The sequence below is a fragment of the Streptosporangium sp. NPDC051023 genome (assembly GCF_040689595.1).
In the GTDB taxonomy this organism is placed as follows: domain Bacteria; phylum Actinomycetota; class Actinomycetes; order Streptosporangiales; family Streptosporangiaceae; genus Streptosporangium.
In genome coordinates, this window is record NZ_JBFBCE010000092.1 from 20,218 (window position 1) to 38,176 (window position 17,959).

Consider the following 17,959-nt stretch of genomic DNA (forward strand, 5'->3'; position numbering starts at 1 on the left):
CCCTCCCACCGGGTCCACTCGCGCACCGCCCGGTGAACCTCCTCTCGCGTGCCGCCCGGTGAAGCCGCGCGGGCAGCCGACGGCGCCCGCGCGGTTCCCGTGTCACACCGGCGCGTCCCTACGCGTTCTCCCGGTTGAAGACCCGGGTGCCGACGGTCACGCAGAGGGCCGACATGACCAGGGCGACCGCGACCCCGGCGACCACGGTGCCGGTGGCGTACTCCCCTCGGAACAGGTCGCGGACGGCCTCGAGCACGTAGCGGAACGGCGTCGCCCGCGACAGCGCGTCCAGCCAGCCCGGCGCCATGGACATCGGCAGGAACGCGCCCGACAGCAGGATCAGCGGGACCACCCCGGTGCTCATGACGGGCGCGAACATCTCGGGGCCGATGTTCAGGGCGATCGCGTTCGACAGCGCGGCCAGGCTGACGCCCAGCAGTGTCATGAGGACGAGAGTGGCCAGCACGCCCGGAAGCCAGGCGCGCATGCCGAAGGCGTAGCCGACGGCGATCAGCATGACCGACTGGATCAGCAGCGTCACGGAGCTGCTCAGCACCCGGCCGAGCAACAGGGAGACGCGGTGCGCCGGGGTGACCCTGAGCCGCTCCAGCACCCCGGACCTGGCGTCGAAGACGATGCCGAACCCGGCCAGGCCCGTGCTGAGCAGCGCCACCTGGATCAGCAGGCCGGGCACCAGGGTCTCCCAGGTGCCGATCGTGGCGAACAGCGGCCCGAACAGCACCAGGTAGAGCATCGGCTGGACGACTCCGAAGACGATCCCGACCCGCTGTTGCAACACGATCCGGGTGTTGTGCAGGAAGACGATCCAGGTGTCGCGCAGGATGTCCTTCACCTCGCTCACCGCCCCTCATCCGCCGCGCGCGCCACCGGCCCGCCACCGGTCCCATCCGGGGCGCCCGGTCCCGGATCGCCCGTGGGCCGATCCTCTCTCAGGGAGCGGCCGGTGATCGACAGGAAGACGTCGTCGAGCGTGCCGGTGCCGCCCTTGAGCTCGGCGGGGGTGCCCTCGGCCACGATCGCGCCGTGGTCGATGATGAACAGACGGTCGGCCAGCGTGTCCGCCTCATCGAGATAGTGCGTGGTCAGGAAGACGGTGAGGCCCTCCTCAGCGCGCAGACGCCGGACGTGGTCCCAGAGGTTGGCCCGGCTCTGCGGGTCGAGGCCGGTGGTCGGCTCGTCGAGGAAGAGCAGCGAGGGGCCGTGGACCAGGCCGAAGGCCAGATCGAAGCGGCGGCGCTGGCCGCCGGACAGCGCGCCGCCAGGCTTGGACTCCAGGCCCGAGAGGTCGAGCCGCTCCAGGATCTCCCCGGCCCGTTCGCGCGCCCGGCCGGGACGCATGCCGTACAGCATGGCGTGAAGTAGGAGTTCGTCCCCCACCGGAGTGGCCGGGCCGATCCCGCCGCCCTGGGACACGTAGCCGATGCGCCGCCGTACGCCGCGGGGATCGGCCAGCAGGTCGTGCCCGGCGACCGTGGCGGTGCCGCCGGTCGGGCGCAGCAGGGTGGTCAGCATGCGCATGGTGGTTGTCTTTCCCGCGCCGTTCGGGCCGAGGAAGCCCACGATCTCCCCGGCCTCGACGGTGAGGTCCACCCCCAGGACGGCGTCCACGCCGCCGGGAAAGGTCTTGCTCAAGCCTGATGTCTTGATCATTTTCATCGCCTCCAAACTTAGAGTAGCCACAAATTTGGTGCAACACCAAAAATTGTCCGACACCATAGAATGACCGCATGACCGAGGGACTGCGCGAGCGCAAGAAGCGGGAGACGCGGGCACGCATCTCCGACACGGCGACGGGGTTGTTCCTGATGCGAGGCTTCGACAGCGTGACCGTGGCGGAGATCGCCAGAGCGGCGGACGTCTCGGTGAACACCGTCTTCAACTACTTCCCGGCCAAAGAAGACCTGCTCTTCGACCGGCAGGACGAGGTGGTCGGGATGCTCGGCAGGATCGTGCGGGAGCGGCGACGGGGAGAAAGCGCAGTGCGGGCGGTGCACCGTGACTTCGTGGACGCGCTGAACACCGGCGACTGGCGGTACGGCTTCCACGAGGGGAGCGACGTGTTCGGCCGCCTGGTGAACGCGAGCCCGGCGCTCACCGCCCGGCTACGGGAGATGAACGAGCTCCGGATCGAGGCTCTGGCCGAAACCCTCGCCGACGAGGCCGACGCCGCCCCCGACGACCTCACCCCTGCTCTCGTCGCGGCCCAGATCTGCGCGGCGCTGCACACGCTGATGACGCACGCCGTACGGCGCCAGCTCGCGGGCGAGAGCGTGGCCGCCATCCTCCCCGACCTGCGCGAGCAGGCCGGGCACGCCTTCGGGCTGCTGGAGTCGGGGATCGGCGGCTACTGTGTCAGGGAGGCGGCCCAGGAGACGCCGGACGAGATCGGGGAGAGCGCCTCCCGCGCCCCCTCGGCCTGAGGTCTGGAGCGCCGGACCGACCCATGGGGCGAAAGTCTCCCAAAACGGTATGATCTTGCGGCAGTTCACCTGACCCACGATCACAGGGAGAGTCATCCGTGCCGCTGCGCGAGCGTGCCCGCGCCGCCCTGGAGGCTCCGCGCTTCCAGCAGGCCATCATCGCGGTCATCCTGATCAACGCGGCGACCCTGGGACTGGAGACCTCCGCCGTGGCCGTCGAACGGTACGGCACGGCGCTCACCGTCATCGACCACGTGGCGCTCTACATCTTCGTGGCGGAGCTGCTCACCAGGATCTACGTCTACCGGGGGCGGTTCTTCCTCGACCCGTGGAACCTGTTCGACACCTCGATCGTCACGGTCTCCCTGCTGCCCGTCGCGAGCGGCCTTTCGGTGCTGCGGGCGCTGCGGATTCTGCGGGCACTGCGCCTGATCTCGGTGGTGCCCAGCCTGCGCAGGGTGGTGACCGCCCTGCTCAACGCGGTGCCGGGGATGACGTCGATCGTGCTGCTGCTCGGCCTGGTGCTCTACGTCGCGGCGGTGATGGGCGCCAAGCTCTATCACGCCACCGCGCCGGAGTACTTCGGGGACCTGCCGACCTCGCTGTTCACCCTGTTCCAGATGATGACCGGGGACGGATGGTCCGACATCACCAGGGAGGTGATGGGCGAGCATCCGGCGGCCTGGATCTTCTTCGTGGCGTTCATGCTGGTGTGCACCTTCGTGGTGCTGAACCTCTTCATCGCCGTCGTGGTCAGGGCGATGGAGGACGAGCAGGCCGAGGAGTCGGCCAACGTGACGGTTCAGGCGACGCAGGAGCTGAGCGCCGCCGTACTCGCGGAGCTGGCCGAGCTCAGGGCCGAGGTCCGCGAGCTGCGGGACCGGGTCCCGGCGGCGCCCGGCGGCGGATGACCTCCGGGCGGGGCGTTCACGGGACCCGGCGGCGCGGGCGGCGCAGGCGCGGTCAGCGGGAGTAGAACTCCACGACGAGCTGCTCGTCGACCGGGACCGTGATCTGCTCGCGCGAGGGGCGAGCGACCAGGGTGAACCTGAGATCGGCGTGGTTCACGTCGAGGTAGGCGGCGACCCGGTCGTCCGCGTACGTGCCCTCCGCCGCCGCGACGAACGGCTGCATCCCCCTGGACTTCTGGCGCACCGCGATGACCTGGCCCGGCCTGACCAGGTAGCTGGGAATGTCGACCTTGCGGCCGTCCACGGTGATGTGACCGTGGGTGACGTACTGACGGGCCGCGTAGATCGACGGGGCGAGGCCCGCACGCAGGACGAGGGAGGCCAGGCGGCTCTCCAGCAGCACGACCAGCTCGCCCCCCGAGCGGCCGGTTCCGCGCAGCGCCATGTCCCAGTAGCGGCGCATCTGGCGCTCGGAGACGTCGTAGTACCAGCGCAGTTTCTGCTTCTCCATCAGCCGCAACCCGTAGTCGCCGCTCTGCCGCCGGTTCGTCTTGCGTCCGTGCTCGCCCGGCGGATAGGGCCGCTCCTCGAAGTAGCGGACGGCCTTGCGGGTCAGCGGGACGCCCGCCCTGCGGGACAGCCGCACCTTGGGTCCGGTGTAGCGCACAGTCACTCCTCTGTGATTAGGTTTGCCTTAGTGAGGTAAGCCTTACCTTAGGTCAAACGGTCCCCTGATCTCAAGGAGAGCCTGTTCATGCAGCCCGTCACCGCTCCCCCGATCCCCGAGCGGGTCCGCACCCTGGCCGCCACGGCCGCCCCGACCCACGTGTCCCTGCCCGGCACCGATCTGCCCGCCGTACCCGCCAGGGGAGGCGTGGACGGCAGGGGCCGCCCGGTGCTGCTGGTCATGCCGGGAGAGCCGCTCCACGGGGCGTACGACGAGCCGGTGGTGACCGTGGACCTGACGGCGAGCCGCTCCCTCGGAGGAGTCGAGGCCTCGCGCGGCCTGCTCAAGGTGCAGGGCTGGGCGCAGACCGTGCCGGAGGCCGAGGCGCGGGAGGCCGCGATCACGATCGCGGAGCGCTGCCCGGACGAGGCGCTGTTCGAGGCTCTCGAGGGGGGCGGCCCGCGGCTGCTGCGCGTCGACGTCGGCCAGGTGCTCTACCTCACCGGGCCCGAGTCCGGCGCCCTCGACGGCGAGGAGTATCTCGGCGCCCGCCCCGACCCGCTGATGGAGGTCGCCGAACGCATGCTCCACCATGTCAACGGCGCGCACCGGGAGCAACTGGAGAGCGCGCTGGCCTCCCTGCTGGACGGCCCCGTTCCCGATGTCTGGCTCTGGGAGCTCGACCGGTTCGGCGCGACCGTGCGCTCCGGCATCGACGAGCCGACCCTGATCCGCCTGCCCTGGCCCGCCCCCATCACCGACGCCGCATCCCTGGAGCGCGCCCTGCGCTGCCTGCTCTGCCATCGCTGACGCCCCCGACGGCACGCGGAGAGCGGGCCCGCCACACCCTCACGGCGACCGTCGACCGTCGACCGGCCGCACGGCGGGCCCCTCCGTGACCTCCCGGAAAAACTCAGGCACGATTCCCGGCACGCACGGGAAACGGCAGGAGAATTATTCCGAGAACGAACACTTAATTGTCCGAGACAACCTCTCTCGTGGTGCGAATGACCTCGTCGACCAATCCGTAGTCCCTGGCCTCCGTCGCGGTGAACCAGCGGTCGCGGTCCCAGTCCTCCTCGATCTGCTCCAGTGTCTGGCCGGTGTGGAAGGCGATCCGCTCGCGCATCGTCTGCTTGGTGTAGAGCATCTGCTCCGCCTGGATGGCGATGTCGGTCGCGGTTCCGCCCAGGCCGCCGGACGGCTGGTGCATGATGACCCTGGCGTGCGGAAGCACGTAGCGCTTTCCTGGTGCGCCCGCGCAGAGCAGGAACTGCCCCATGGAGCCCGCGATGCCCATCGCGACCGTGGCGACGTCGTTGGGGATGTACTGCATCACGTCATAGATGGCCATCCCGGCGGACACGGAGCCGCCCGGCGAGTTGATGTAGAGCCAGATGTCGCGTTGGTCGTCGTCCGCGGACAGCAGCAGCAACTCGCCACAGATCCGGTTGGCCACCTCGTCGTTCACCTCGCTGCCGAGCACGACGATCCGTTTGCGCAACAGCCTCTGATACAGCTGGTCCTCGAACACCGGCTGCGGACTGGTCATCTCTTTCACCCGCTCCGAATCAGAATTTACGAATGGTGAATCCCTGCGACCATAACGCGCCCCGCCCCCGTGTTTTCGCATCGTTCGCTGTGAGCGCTTTTCGCTCACAGCGCAGTCCGGGTTGAATTCATTTGCCGTGAACGCACCGCGTTCCTGCGCCCGGGACGACCGCGGCTGTGTGATGATTGCCGCGCGCCGTACATCCGGGAAGGCCTTTTCATGATCGTTCGCCGTATCCTCTCCGCCGGTCTCATGGCCGCCCTCGCCACCGTCTCCACGGGTGCCTGCGGCGGGCAGCCCGCCGGGCAGCCCGCCCGGAAGGAGGCCGCGCCCGCCGCGGCGAGCACACCGGCCACGCCCGTTCCGTCCACCGCTCCCGGGGATTCCATGGACGGGCCGCCGCTGGCGATCAACGACCCGTGGGTGAAGACCACCAGGACGGGCATGACCGCCGCCTTCGGCACGCTGGTCAACAACACCGACGGCGACATCACCGTCGTGTCGGGAAGCTCCCCGCTGTCGTCGAGGATCGAGCTGCACGAGGTGGCCGACTCCGGAGGGAAGGCGGTCATGCAGCCGAAGAAGGGCGGGTTCGTCATCCCGGCCAGAGGCACCCACCAGCTTCAGCCGGGCGGCGACCACATCATGCTCATGAAGGTGAAGAAAGAGGTGAAGCCTGGGGCGCAGATCGGCTTCACCCTCACCCTGCAGGGTGGCGAGACCCTGGAGTTCACCGCGATCGGCAAGGACTTCGCGGGCGGCGAGGAGGACTACCGGCCCGGCACGGGCGCCGGGAGCGGCTGACAGACCCCGTGGTCCGCAGAAGGCCACCAGCCCGGAGGGGGAGGCCTCGCGAGGCGATCAAGGAATCGTCAATGATATGGGGATGCAATCGACCTTATGCCACCATCAGGGTGGACACCGGGCCCACCTGATCGCCGCCGGGCCCATCACGCCGGCCCTCCCCGCCCCCCGCGCCGGATCCCGCCTCGAGCACGGCATGCGGGGCACGCCATGACCTCCCCGATCCGCGTCCTGGACGCGTCCACGACAGGGCGCTGGGCGGACGTCGCCACGCTGATCTTCGAGTACATGGGAGCCACCCAGGCGGAGCTGGGGCGTCCGGCCCCGGCGACCGTCGACGAGCTGCCCACCGCCATGAGGGACGAGTGCCGGAACCCGGACGTCGCCTACCGTTCCCCCGGCGCGTTCCTGCTCGCCTGCCGGGACGAGATCCTGGTGGGCGGCGTCGGCCTCAAGCCCCTTCCCGGGACGGACGCCGTCCAGGTCAGCCGCCTGTACGCACGCCCCGCCCACCGCGGCGGGGCCGGCAGGATCCTGATGGAGCACGCGCACAGGCAGGCCGAACTGCGGGGCTTCACCCGTCTCGTCCTCGACGTCATGCCGCAGCGCCACCAGGTCATCGACCTCTACCGCCGCCTCGGCTACACCGAGACCGAGCCCCACGGCCACTATCGGACCCCCATGCTCTCCATGGAACGGCTCATCGCGTCCGGGTAGGACCCGCCGCGCGGCCGTACCGCCGGGCGGTCCCGCACGGAACGCCCGACTCCCGGCGGGCACGGGGATGGGCGCCCGCCATGTTTACCACTCTCATCTGCGGACACTGAGTACCACACGCGATGAAAATTCGCATGGAGGATGTAAGGGGAGGAATCACGCTATGGGTGCGGAAGACAAGATCTCCAACAAGGCCGAAGAGCTTGGCGGCAAGGTCAAGGAGGGCGCGGGGCGCCTCACCGACGACGAGCGCCTTGAGGCGGAGGGGCGGGCCGACCAGAGCAAGAGCCACCTCAAGCAGGCGGGGGAAAAGCTGAAGGACAGCGCGGAGAAGGTCAAGGACGCCTTCAAGAGCTGACTTCCGCGACGGGACTGCGGGGCCGGGATCTTCCCGGCCCCGCCGTCCGGTCTTTTCCGGGGGCCGGGGGCCGGGGGCCGGGCCCGCGGCTCAGGCGGGTGAGTCGACGGCCTCGGGCGAGAGGATGTGGTCGAGGACCATGTGCGCGCAGCCGACGATGCCCGCCCCCGGGCCGAGCCTGCTGCGCTCGATCCGCAGGTTGCGGGTCGACAGGGCCGTCGAGCGGCGGTGGACGACCTCGCGCACCCCGGAGACCAGGGGCTGGAAGGTCTCGGCCACGTCGCCGCCCAGGACGACCACCGCGGGGTTGAGCAGGTTGACGGCGCTGGCCACGACCTCCCCCAGCATCCGGGCGGCGTTGCGCACGACGGTCATGGTCTCGGCGTCACCGGCGCGCACCAGGCTCACCACGTCGGCCAGGGTCTTCACCTCGTGTCCCCTGGCGCGCAGGTCACGCAGGATCGCGGTGCCGCTGGCGACCGAGTCGACGCAGTCGACGTTGCCGCACCGGCAGAGCACTCCCCCGCCGTCGCGCACCGGGATGTGTCCGATCTCCCCCGCCGCCCCCAGCGCGCCGCGCAGGATCTCGCCGCCCGCGATGACGCCGGAGCCGATCCGGGTCGAGACCTTGATGAACAGCAGGTCGTCCGCCTGCCCGGCGTAGACGGCCCGGTGCTCGCCGATCGCGATGACGTTGACGTCGTTGTCGAGGAAGACAGGGGCGGGGAAACACTCGGCGATGATCGGCGGGATGGCGACGCCGGTCCAGCTCGCCATGATGCGGGCGCTCTCGGTACGGCCCGCCGCGAACTCGACCGTCGCGGGCACCCCCAGGCCGACCCCGCGTACCTGGGAGACAGGCCGGTCGCCGAGCAGCTCACTCCAGGTCCGCATGACCAGTGGGAGGACGACGTCCGGCCCTTCCTCAACGTCGATCTCGAGATCGGCGCGGGCCAGCTCGCCACCCGCGAGGTCGCACACCGCGATCTGCGCCCTGCTCGCTCCCAGGGAGCCGACCAGCACGACACCGCCGGAGGCGTTGAAGACCAGGCGGGTCGGCGGGCGGCCTCCGGTCGAGGGGCCCTCGCTGTCCTCGACGACGAGGCGCCGGTCCAGCAGCTCGGTGACCCGCAGTGAGACGGCGGGCCTGGACAGGCCGGTGACACGGCCTATGTCCGCGCGCGTGACAGCCTCGCCGGTGCGGATGAGGCGAAGCACCTCACCGCTGGTGGCGAGCGCGGCAGCGGGACGTCGAGGCATCCGCTAAGTGAACCACACCCCCTTAGGAAATGAAAAGTTCAAACTTTCTCATCTCAAATGACAAAACTCCGCTTGTGTAGAGCGCAAGATGTAGATAGTGTCCGATCTATCCCTAATTCCGGTAGATCACATGGAGCACTCCCCATGTCCGAGACCCCGCAGCCCGCCGACCTGATCGTCTTCGGCGGCACAGGTGACCTCTCCATGCGGAAGCTTCTTCCCGCGCTGTACCACTGCGACCGTGACGGCCGCCTCTCCCCGGAGACCCGCATCATCGCGATGTCCCGGGGCGGGCTTGACGACGCCGACTTCCGCGGCAAGGTGGACGCCCAGGTCCGTGCCTCGGTCCCGGTCGACGACCCGGACGTCTGGCAGCGCTTCCTCGGCAGGCTGCACCATGTCTCCGTCGACATCGGCGGCGAGGACATGACCGGCTGGGAGAAGATCACCGCCATGCTCGGCGGCCACGAGGAGCGGACCCGGGTGTTCTACCTGGCGAGCCCGCCCATGACGTTCGGCTCCTTCTGCAGGCAGCTGGACCGCGTCGGCCTGGTGACCCCCGCCTCCCGGGTGGTGCTGGAGAAGCCGCTCGGCCGCGACCTGGCCAGCGCGCAGCGCATCAACGACGAGGTCGGCGCCATCTTCGACGAGCGGCAGATCTACCGCATCGACCACTACCTGGGCAAGGAAACCGTCCAGAACCTGCTCGTGCTCCGGTTCGCCAACGCGTTCCTCGAGCCGATCTGGAACTCCCTGTGGATCGACCACGTCCAGATCACCGCCGCGGAGACCGTGGGCACCCCTGGCAGGCGCGGCTACTACGACCACGCGGGCGCGCTGCGCGACATGGTGCAGAACCACCTGCTCCAGCTGCTCTGCCTGGTCGCGATGGAACCCCCGTCACGCAACGACCGCGAGTCCATCCGTGACGAGAAGGTCAAGGTCCTGCAGTCGCTGCGGCCCATCGTCGGCGGCGAGGTCGACCGTTTCACGGTCCGCGGCCAGTACACAGCGGGCGAGTTCGGCGGCGCGCGCGTCCCCGGATACCTCGACGAGCCGGACAACACCGCGCCGACCGAGACCTCGCACCGGGTGGAGACCTTCGCCGCGATCCGCGCCGAGGTGAAGAACTGGCGCTGGGCCGGCGTGCCGTTCTACCTGCGCACCGGCAAGCGCATGCCGTACCGGTGCTCGGAGATCGTGGTGCAGTTCAAGGACGTGCCTCACTCGATCTTCCCCGGCAGCACCCCGAACCGGCTGGTGCTGCGGCTGCAGCCGAGCGAGGGTATCCAGCTGCACATCATGGCCAAGGAGCCGGGCGCGGGCGAGGTCGCGCTCAAGCCGGTCCCGCTCAGCCTGAGCTTCGCCGAGACCTTCACCTCCCGGGTACCCGAGGCGTACGAGCGGCTGCTCATGGACGTCCTCACCGGCAACCCCACCCTGTTCATGCGGCGTGACGAGGTCGAGGCCGCCTGGCTGTGGATCGACCCGATCCTCCGCGAGTGGGAGTCGCACGGCACGCCGCCCGAGCCGTACCCGGCGGGCAGCTCGGGCCCCGCGGGAGCGCACGAGCTCGTCGCCCGCAGCGGCCGCACCTGGCACGAGGGGGACCCCGCATGAGCGACCGCACCGAGCACGGAGATCACGACGACACAGGAGGCCGGATGAACCCCATCATCCAGGAGATCACCGACCGCCTGGCCGAACGCAGCCGCGCCAGCCGTACCGCCTACCTGGCGCGGCTCGAGGCCGAAGCCGAGGCCGCGCGCGAGCGCGGGCCCGCGCGGGGCAGCCTGGGTTGCGCCAACCTGGCCCACGGCTTCGCCGCCGCGGGTGAGGGCGACAAGCTGGACCTGCGGGCCAACGTCAAGCCAGGCGTGGCGATCGTGTCGAGCTACAACGACATGCTGTCGGCGCACCAGCCGTACGAGACCTACCCGCCGATCCTCAAGGCGGCCGTCCGCAAGGCGGGTGGCGTCGCGCAGTTCGCGGGCGGCGTGCCCGCCATGTGTGATGGCATCACGCAGGGCCGCGCGGGCATGGAGCTGTCGCTCTACAGCCGTGAGGTCATCGCGATGGCCACCGCGATCGCGCTCTCGCACGACATGTTCGACGCCTCCCTCATGCTGGGCGTCTGCGACAAGATCGTGCCGGGCCTGCTGATCGGCGCGCTGCACTTCGGTCATCTGCCCGCCGTCTTCGTGCCCGCGGGACCGATGACCTCGGGCCTGCCGAACAAGGTCAAGGCCCGCACCCGGCAGCTCTTCGCCGAGGGCAAGGTCGGCAAGGCCGAGTTGCTCGACGCCGAGTCGCAGTCCTACCACTCGCCCGGCACCTGCACCTTCTACGGCACCGCCAACTCCAACCAGGTCATGATCGAGGTCATGGGTCTGCACCTGCCGGGAGCGACCTTCGTCAACCCGCGCACCGAGCTGCGCGAGGCCCTGACGAGGGCCGCGGGCAGGCGCGCGGTCGAGATCACCGCGCACGGCGGCGAGTACACCCCCGTCGGCAAGGTCGTGGACGAGAAGGCGATCATCAACGCCTGCGTCGCGCTGCTGGCCACCGGCGGCTCGACCAACCACACCATGCACCTCGTCGCGATCGCCGCCGCGGCGGGCATCGAGCTGCTCTGGGACGACCTGGCGGCACTGTCGAAGGTGGTGCCGCTGCTGACCCGCATGTACCCCAACGGGCAGGCGGACGTGAACCACTTCCAGGCCGCGGGCGGCATGCAGGTGCTCATCGGCGACCTGCTGGACGCCGGGCTGCTCCACGGCGACGTGCTGACGATCGCCGGGCAAGGTCTCGACCACTACCGCTCCGCCGCCACGCTGAAGGACGGCGAGCCGGTGTGGGAGGAGCGCACCGAGGGCAGCACCGACCTCGACGTGCTGCGGCCCGTCTCCGCGGCGTTCTCCCCCGACGGCGGCATCCACATGCTCGACGGCAACCTGGGCCGCGCGGTCAGCAAGGTCTCCGCGGTCAAGCAGGAGCACCTGGTCGTCGAGGCCCCGGCGAAGGTCTTCGACGACCAGCTCGAACTGCTTCGCGCCTTCGAGGCGGGCGAGCTGGACGGCCAGGACTTCGTCGCCGTCATCCGCTACCAGGGGCCGAGCGCGAACGGCATGCCCGAGCTGCACAAGCTCACCCCGCCGCTCGCGGTACTGCTCGACCGGGGGCAGCGGGTGGCGATCGTCACCGACGGACGCATGTCCGGGGCGTCGGGCAAGGTCCCCGCCGCCATCCACCTGTCGCCGGAGGCCGCGCACGGCGGTCCGATCGCGCTGGTCCAGGACGGTGACCCGATCCGCCTCGACTCGACCGCGGGCACCCTTGAACTGCTGGTCCCCGCGGACGAGCTCGCGGCCCGCACTCCGCAGGGCGCGCCGCTCACCGACGCCCAGTGGGTGGGCACCGGGCGCGAGCTGTTCGCCGCCTTCCGCCGTACGGCGGGCCCCGCAGAACGCGGCGCCGGGATCTTCGCCCTGAACGGCCACGCGGAAAGCGTCGCGGGCCTCGCAGACGGGGGCAGGGCGTGAGGGCGGCCCGATGGTGAGCCTGCCCTGGCTCGTCGCCGACATCGGAGGAACGAACGCCCGGTTCGGCCTGGTCACCGAGCGGGGCGGGGGCCCCGAGGCGGTGGCCGTGCTGGCAGGAGCCGATCACGAGGGCCTTCCCGAAGCCGTAGCCGCCTATCTCGCGGAACACGCGGGCGGAGTTCAGCCGGGAGCGGCCTGCATCGCGATAGCGGGGCCCGTCGAGGGCGACCGCTACCGGCTCACGAACGCCGGATGGTCGGGGTCGGTACACGCCCTGGGCATCCCGAACGCCGAACTGCTCAACGACTTCGAGGCCCTGGCCGCCTCCCTGCCCTACCTGGGGGACGGCGACCTGGTCTCACTCGGCGGGCCCGACCCCTCGCACGGGATCAAGGCCGTGCTCGGCCCGGGAACGGGCCTCGGTGTCGGAGGCCTGGTGCCCGCGGCCGAGGGATGGATTCCGATCCCGGGCGAGGGCGGCCACGCCACGGTGCCGATCCTGGACGAGCGGGACCACGAGATCGTCCGCGCGCTGCGCGCAGAGGGGCTCGAGCACGTGGTGGCCGAGCACCTGCTGTCGGGGCCGGGGCTGACCCGGCTGCACCGCGCCCTCGCGCTGGTGCGCGGGGCCGACGTGCCCCGTCTGTCCGCCTCGGACATCGTGGCCAGGATGGACGACTCGTTGTGCGCGGAGACCGTCGAGGTGTTCTGCGACATGCTCGGCACCTTCGCCGGGAACGTGGCGCTCACCCTGGGCGCCCGCGGCGGCGTCTATCTCGGCGGCGGCGTACTGCCCCGTATGGTGGAGCGGGTCCGTTCCAGTGGCTTCCGCCGCCGGTTCGAGAGCGCCCCTATGCTGAATGACTACCTGTCCGGCATAGCCACGAACCTGATCGTGGCTCCCCAGCCCGCGCTCGTCGGCGCGGCGGCATGGCTGAACCAGCGCCTGTCCAACATGGAGTACGCATGAGTCTGCTCGACATCGCCCCGGTGATCCCGGTCGTCGTGATCGACGATCCGGAGACCGCGGTCCCCCTGGCCAACGCCCTGGTGCGGGGCGGCCTGCCGGCGATCGAGGTCACCCTCCGCACGGCGGGCGCGCTGAAGGCCATCGAACGGATCGCCGCCGAAGTGCCGGAGGCCGTGATCGGCGCGGGGACCATCCGCACCGGGGCCGACGTGACCGCCGCCGTGAACGCCGGGGCCCGCTTCCTGGTCAGCCCGGGCAGCACGCCCGCGTTGCTCGACGCCATGGAGGGCAGCGGCGTGCCGTTCCTGCCCGGTGTCGCGACCGCGTCAGAGGTCCTGGCACTGGCCGAGCGGGGCCTGACCGAGATGAAGTTCTTCCCCGCCGAGCCGGCGGGCGGCCTGCCGTACCTGAAGGCGCTCGGCGGCCCGCTCGCCGACGTGCGGTTCTGTCCGACGGGCGGCATCAGGCTCGCGACGGCCCCCGACTACCTCGCCCTGCCCAACGTCGGGTGCGTCGGAGGGACCTGGCTGACCCCGGCGGACGCGCTCGCCACGGGTGACTATGCCCGCATCGAGAAGCTGGCCGCCGAGGCGGCGGCGCTCCGCTGAGGCGACCGCGATCTCGCGGGCGGGCCTTCTCTCCGGCCCGCGTGCGGCCACGAGTCACCGCGCCCAGGCCCGGCGCTCATGGGGCCCACGGTCCGTAGCCGCCTCACCAGGCGGCCACGGACCGCCTCCCGCACCGCCGGGCCGTTCCCAGCGGGACGGCCCGGTGACATGTTCGTCTCGGCACGGGCACAGTAGGGGCGCGGAACGACCGGAAGGTGGAGCGGGAGACGCGTGTCCCTTATCCTGTAACGACGAGGGGAGTACTTCCCAAGAACCGCTCCGGTCAGTACGGGCGCCCTGCGGCGTCCTCGGACGGTCGCCCGCGCGGTGCGGGTGAAGGAGACCTCGAATGACCGTGTCATTCGAGGAGCCCCCATGCCCGCAGACCCGTCCTCCCTCATCGTCGGTGCGACATCTGCCGCCCTTCCCCTCGCCGCCCGCGCTATCCCTTTCTCCGCGACCCCCGCGGCGCCGGAACCCCCCTCCCCCGCGACCGGAACACCCCCTGGCACCCCCTCCCCCACCACCGGGGTGCCCTCTCCCGCGACCGGTGCCACCCGGGAAAATCCCCCTTCTCCGGCTCCCCGCGCCCCCTCCCCCACCACCGGTGTGACCTCCGGCCTCCCCTCCCCCGCACCCCGCGCGCCCGCCCCGCCCGCCCCGCCCTCCTCCGCCGGACCGGCACCGGAGGGCGGCTGCGAGGTCCTGGACTACCCCGCGGGCTCGCTGGTCCTGCTCGCCGGGCTTCCCGGCGCGGGCAAGAGCACCCTGCTCGACCGGCTGTACGGGCTGAGGGGCGACGAGCGGGAGCCGGTCGCCGCCGGCGGGACACGGGTGATCGACTCACGGCAGTCCCGCAACTGGTGGGCCCGCTATCTGGGCCCGATCCCGCACCGGGCCCGCACCCCGCTGGTGCACGCAACACACGTGTGGCGGATCGCGCGGGCCGTGCTGCGTGGGCACGACGTGGTCGCGCACACCCGTGGCACCTGGTCGCACATCCTGTACGGCTTCGCCTGGCTGACCCGTAGGACCGGCGGCGAGGTCCACCTGATCCTGCTCGAGGTGGAACCGGCGACGGCACGCGCGGGACAGTTCTCCCGGGGACGGGTGGTGACCGCCGCGACCTTCGCCAGGCACTGCCGTCGCTGGCAGGTCCTCGTCGACCGCGCCCGCCGCGGCCCCCTCCCGCCCGCCGCCGGGGTCACGCTGCTGGACAGGCCCTCCGCGGACAGGCTCGGTGCCATCCGTTTCACCGGAGCCCGCCCCTCCCGCCCGCTCAGGGGGGAGAGACCCGCAAATCGGCCAGGATCGCCCGGTGATCGCTGATCGACCTCGGCAGCACCCGGCTGTCGAGCGCTGTGAAGCCCCGGGTGAGCACGTGGTCGAGACGTACGGCGGGCAGCGCGGCGGGCCAGGTGAACTGCAGGCCGCCTCCCGCCTGCTCCGCCGCCGGGGTGAGCGTCTCGGTGAGCGAGAGCATCTCGCGGTCGGTCGCCGCGGTGTTGAGGTCGCCGACGACGATGATCCGGGGGCTGTGATCCGCCCTGATCGCGGCGGCCAGCGCCTCCACCTCCGCGTTGCGCGCGGCGATAACCCACGGCTCACCGGGGCGGAACGACGCGAGATGCACCGCGTAGAGGTTCACCGGCCCCCAGGGGGTGCGGATGGTCGCCCACCGGGAGCGCGGCACCCCGGGGACGGGCATCGGCCTACCCTCGAAGGGGTACCTGCTCCACACAGCGATGCCTGGATTGTCGGGAAATCGGTAGGGGAGGCCGGGGTCGATCTCCCTGGCGAACGCGGGATCGACCGTCCCGTTCATCAGGACCGGATCGTCGTAGAGCTCCGCCGCCACGAGGATGTCGGGACGGGTGGCGCCCAGGGCCCTGGCGGTCCCCGCCAGATCGGGGTTGGCGAGGTTGACGTTCTGGTGGACCACTCGCAGGTCCCGGTGCCCGGTCCGCGCCACGGGGACGAATGCGGGCCCGAACATCACCCCCCACGTCACGGCCGGGACGAGCACCCCCGCCAGCGCCAGCCGTGACCGCCTGGCGAGCGCGACCACGGCGAGCAGGGGAACCGCGAGCCCGAACCACGGCAGGGCGCTGTCGAGCGTGTTGCCCCATCCACGCCAGTTCGGCAGCAGCCGGTGTCCCGCGAGGACGAGCGCGACCAGCATGCCCGTCACCGCGACGAGCCCGCCCCGCAACCGCTGTCTCATGCGCTGAGGAATCCCTTCGACGGCCGTTCCTGCGATCACAGAGCGGCCTGCCGTGGGATGGCTCACGCCGCCCGGTCCCGCCCCGTACCGGCGGTGAGCCCGGTGAGCCGGACGACTCTACCGGCTCCTCCCCATAACGGCTCCCCTCCCGACGCCGTCGCGGTGGCACAGCGGGACAGCAGGACCGACCGGCCCCGTGAGGGCTCATCGCCGCCTCGCTAGACTCACAACATATGGAGCGCTGCTCCGGAACATAGGATCAGTACTCCGCCCGCGATCCCTGAAAGGCCGCACGGTGAAAGCGACCGACGCACCGACCGTCTCCGAACCCGCGATGCGCGCCGACGCCCGGCGCAACCACGACCGGGTGCTGACCGCCGCAAGGACCGTCTTCTCCGAGCAGGGGACCGAGGCCTCCCTGCGAGACGTCGCCAGGCGCGCGGGAGTCGGCATCGGCACGCTCTACCGGCACTTTCCCACCCGCGAGGCACTCCTGGAGGCGCTGATCGGCCACGGCTTCGACAAGCTGGGCGCCAGCGCCCGTGAGCTGCTCACCGCCGACTCCCCCGCGGACGCCCTGATCACCTGGCTGCACGACTTCGCCGTCGGCAGCGCCATCTACCGCGGGCTTCCCGCCTCGGTCATGACCGGGATCCGGGACGAGGAGTCGGAGCTGCACAGATCCTGCGTGGCCATGCGGGCGGCGGCGGGACGGCTTCTCGCGCGCGCCCAGGAGGCCGGGGCCGTACGCCCGGACCTGGCCATCGAGGAGTTGCTCACGCTCGGCACGGCGATCGCCTGGGCGAACGAGCAGGTCCCGGGGCGGGCGGGCCTGACCGACCGGCTGCTGTCGCTGACCACGCAGGGCATTCTGCACCGGCCGCTGACGGCCGACGGCTGACAAGCGCGCCGCCGGGCCACCCCCGAACCGGCGGGCGGAGCCCGCCGAACCCCCTGGCCGCCCTGCGGGGCCCGCCGTACCGAGCCACAGGGCGCGAACCCCGGGCTACCGGATGGGCGCCGCGTGCGGGCGGCCCTCGGCCGCCCTTCCGGGCGCGGTCACGGCCCCTACCGGCGCGGTCACGGGCCCGTCGGGCGGGGAGACCCCCTGCCCAGCGGGCGTACGGCCCTGCCCGGCGGCGGCACCGTCCTGTCGGGCGGGGACGCCACGGGACCGCGACGCCCTCCCCCGAGCTCGGCGTAGCGCAGCATCACCCCGCGCGCGACGGTGGCGGGGTTGTCCACGCAGTAGACCGCGTAGAGCCGCCGCCCCGTCTTCGACGACGTGCGCCCGGTCCACCAGCGGTAGACCATGCCGTCCGTCCAGATCACCAGGTCCTCCCGCACCGATACCAGTGCCAGGCCGTAACCGCCGTGGACGTCGCCCTCGACACCCTGCCGTGCCAGCTCGTCCCTGAGCAGACCGGCGGCGTGTACGGCGGGCGTCCCGGCGCGCACACCTTGGACGATCATCACCGTCCACCTCCTCTCGGCATTCCTTGGAAGCGATTCTTCGTTTCCCCTTCCCAGAGTGAACAGGAGTGATTACTTTCTGTAGATGTTCGACTACGAAGAGGTACATGCACCTCGGTTCGGGTCGGCTGTAGGTTCCACCCCGACCCCTGTAGGACCCAGAAAAAACGGGAGCCCCCCATGCCCGCTCCGAAAGAGCTGGATCCCAGTACGAGCGTCAGCGCCTACTGGGGTTCCGAGCTGCGCAGGCTGCGGGAGGCGATGGGCTGGAGCCAGCAGGAGCTGGCCAGGCGGACGTCGTACTCCACCTCTCTGGTCGGCTTGATCGAGACCGCCGCCCGCGCTCCCACCAGGAAGTTCGCGCAGAGATGCGACGAGGTGCTGGAGACGGGCGGAACCCTCGTCAAGCTCTGGCCGCTGATCGGCAGGGAG

20 protein-coding genes are annotated in these 17,959 nt (G+C 71.0%); 13 read left to right on the plus strand and 7 right to left on the minus strand.

The features are described from left to right. Positions 1-118: 118 nt before the first annotated feature. Positions 119-862 (minus strand): ABC transporter permease, encoded by a 744-nt coding sequence (locus AB0395_RS39440; protein ID WP_366290533.1) that lies wholly within the window; start codon positions 860-862, stop codon positions 119-121. Beyond that, positions 859-1,671: an ATP-binding cassette domain-containing protein gene (locus AB0395_RS39445; RefSeq protein WP_366290537.1), complete on the minus strand. Its 813-nt coding sequence runs from the start codon at positions 1,669-1,671 to the stop codon at positions 859-861. Before AB0395_RS39445 ends, AB0395_RS39440 begins: the two co-directional genes overlap by 4 nt. 77 nt (positions 1,672-1,748) lie before the next feature. Here AB0395_RS39445 and AB0395_RS39450 point away from each other — a divergent pair, with 77 nt between their 5' ends. Together AB0395_RS39450 and AB0395_RS39455 are read left to right on the plus strand one after the other, a co-directional pair. Then, the gene (locus AB0395_RS39450; protein ID WP_366290540.1) at positions 1,749-2,441 is read left to right on the plus strand and encodes a TetR/AcrR family transcriptional regulator; all 693 of its coding nucleotides are present in this window, start codon (positions 1,749-1,751) and stop codon (positions 2,439-2,441) included. Positions 2,442-2,539: 98 nt separating this feature from the next. Then, the gene (locus AB0395_RS39455; protein ID WP_366290543.1) at positions 2,540-3,352 is read left to right on the plus strand and encodes an ion transporter; all 813 of its coding nucleotides are present in this window, start codon (positions 2,540-2,542) and stop codon (positions 3,350-3,352) included. Between the two features lie 52 nt (positions 3,353-3,404). Here AB0395_RS39455 and rpsD read toward each other — a convergent pair whose 3' ends face one another. After that, positions 3,405-4,019, minus strand: coding sequence for a 30S ribosomal protein S4 (rpsD, locus tag AB0395_RS39460; protein WP_366290546.1), 615 nt, complete (start codon positions 4,017-4,019; stop codon positions 3,405-3,407). Between the two features lie 87 nt (positions 4,020-4,106). Between rpsD and AB0395_RS39465 the strand changes: the two genes are divergently transcribed. Further along, a complete protein-coding gene (locus AB0395_RS39465; protein ID WP_366290549.1) occupies positions 4,107-4,829 on the plus strand; it encodes a DUF2470 domain-containing protein in 723 nt (240 codons plus the stop codon). A 163-nt stretch (positions 4,830-4,992) separates the two neighbouring features. On the opposite strand, the gene AB0395_RS39470 is transcribed toward AB0395_RS39465, so the two are convergent. Then, positions 4,993-5,571 (minus strand): ATP-dependent Clp protease proteolytic subunit, encoded by a 579-nt coding sequence (locus AB0395_RS39470; protein ID WP_366290551.1) that lies wholly within the window; start codon positions 5,569-5,571, stop codon positions 4,993-4,995. A gap of 219 nt (positions 5,572-5,790) precedes the next feature. On the opposite strand from AB0395_RS39470, the gene AB0395_RS39475 reads away from it, so the two are divergent. From AB0395_RS39475 to AB0395_RS39485, 3 genes are all read left to right on the plus strand, one after another. After that, positions 5,791-6,375, plus strand: a complete 585-nt coding sequence (locus tag AB0395_RS39475) for a copper chaperone PCu(A)C (RefSeq protein WP_366290554.1) — start codon at positions 5,791-5,793, stop codon at positions 6,373-6,375. A 210-nt stretch (positions 6,376-6,585) separates the two neighbouring features. Beyond that, a complete protein-coding gene (locus AB0395_RS39480) occupies positions 6,586-7,092 on the plus strand; it encodes a GNAT family N-acetyltransferase (protein WP_366290556.1) in 507 nt (168 codons plus the stop codon). Between the two features lie 163 nt (positions 7,093-7,255). After that, the gene (locus tag AB0395_RS39485; RefSeq protein WP_366290558.1) at positions 7,256-7,450 is read left to right on the plus strand and encodes a CsbD family protein; all 195 of its coding nucleotides are present in this window, start codon (positions 7,256-7,258) and stop codon (positions 7,448-7,450) included. 90 nt (positions 7,451-7,540) lie between these two features. Here AB0395_RS39485 and AB0395_RS39490 read toward each other — a convergent pair whose 3' ends face one another. Further along, the gene (locus AB0395_RS39490) at positions 7,541-8,710 is read right to left on the minus strand and encodes an ROK family transcriptional regulator (protein ID WP_366290560.1); all 1,170 of its coding nucleotides are present in this window, start codon (positions 8,708-8,710) and stop codon (positions 7,541-7,543) included. Positions 8,711-8,854: 144 nt separating this feature from the next. On the opposite strand from AB0395_RS39490, the gene zwf reads away from it, so the two are divergent. The 5 genes from zwf (at position 8,855) to AB0395_RS39515 (ending at position 15,159) form a co-directional block, all read left to right on the plus strand. Next, a complete protein-coding gene (gene zwf / locus AB0395_RS39495; protein ID WP_366290562.1) occupies positions 8,855-10,330 on the plus strand; it encodes a glucose-6-phosphate dehydrogenase in 1,476 nt (491 codons plus the stop codon). Then, positions 10,327-12,252, plus strand: coding sequence for a phosphogluconate dehydratase (gene edd / locus AB0395_RS39500; RefSeq protein ID WP_366290565.1), 1,926 nt, complete (start codon positions 10,327-10,329; stop codon positions 12,250-12,252). Before zwf ends, edd begins: the two co-directional genes overlap by 4 nt. Positions 12,253-12,262: 10 nt before the next feature. Beyond that, positions 12,263-13,222 (plus strand): glucokinase, encoded by a 960-nt coding sequence (locus AB0395_RS39505; protein WP_366290568.1) that lies wholly within the window; start codon positions 12,263-12,265, stop codon positions 13,220-13,222. Further along, positions 13,219-13,830 carry a bifunctional 4-hydroxy-2-oxoglutarate aldolase/2-dehydro-3-deoxy-phosphogluconate aldolase gene (gene eda / locus AB0395_RS39510; protein WP_366290571.1) on the plus strand — a complete coding sequence of 204 codons (612 nt, stop codon included), beginning with the start codon at positions 13,219-13,221 and terminating at the stop codon, positions 13,828-13,830. The genes AB0395_RS39505 and eda overlap by 4 nt, the downstream gene beginning before the upstream one ends. 375 nt (positions 13,831-14,205) lie before the next feature. After that, positions 14,206-15,159, plus strand: coding sequence for an ATP-binding protein (locus AB0395_RS39515; RefSeq protein WP_366290574.1), 954 nt, complete (start codon positions 14,206-14,208; stop codon positions 15,157-15,159). Here the strand turns inward: AB0395_RS39515 and AB0395_RS39520 are convergent. Next, complete coding sequence (locus AB0395_RS39520) at positions 15,110-16,054, minus strand: endonuclease/exonuclease/phosphatase family protein (RefSeq protein ID WP_366290577.1); 945 nt, start codon at positions 16,052-16,054, stop codon at positions 15,110-15,112. The genes AB0395_RS39515 and AB0395_RS39520 overlap by 50 nt on opposite strands. Positions 16,055-16,349: 295 nt before the next feature. Between AB0395_RS39520 and AB0395_RS39525 the strand changes: the two genes are divergently transcribed. Continuing rightward, on the plus strand, positions 16,350-16,955 hold the full coding sequence (locus AB0395_RS39525; protein ID WP_366290580.1) for a helix-turn-helix domain-containing protein: 606 nt from the start codon (positions 16,350-16,352) through the stop codon (positions 16,953-16,955). Between the two features lie 179 nt (positions 16,956-17,134). Here the strand turns inward: AB0395_RS39525 and AB0395_RS39530 are convergent, their stop codons facing one another. After that, the gene (locus AB0395_RS39530) at positions 17,135-17,530 is read right to left on the minus strand and encodes a hypothetical protein (RefSeq protein WP_366290583.1); all 396 of its coding nucleotides are present in this window, start codon (positions 17,528-17,530) and stop codon (positions 17,135-17,137) included. 177 nt (positions 17,531-17,707) lie between these two features. On the opposite strand from AB0395_RS39530, the gene AB0395_RS39535 reads away from it, so the two are divergent. Beyond that, positions 17,708-17,959: helix-turn-helix transcriptional regulator (locus tag AB0395_RS39535; RefSeq protein WP_366290585.1), on the plus strand; the 252-nt coding region annotated here is incomplete at its 3' end.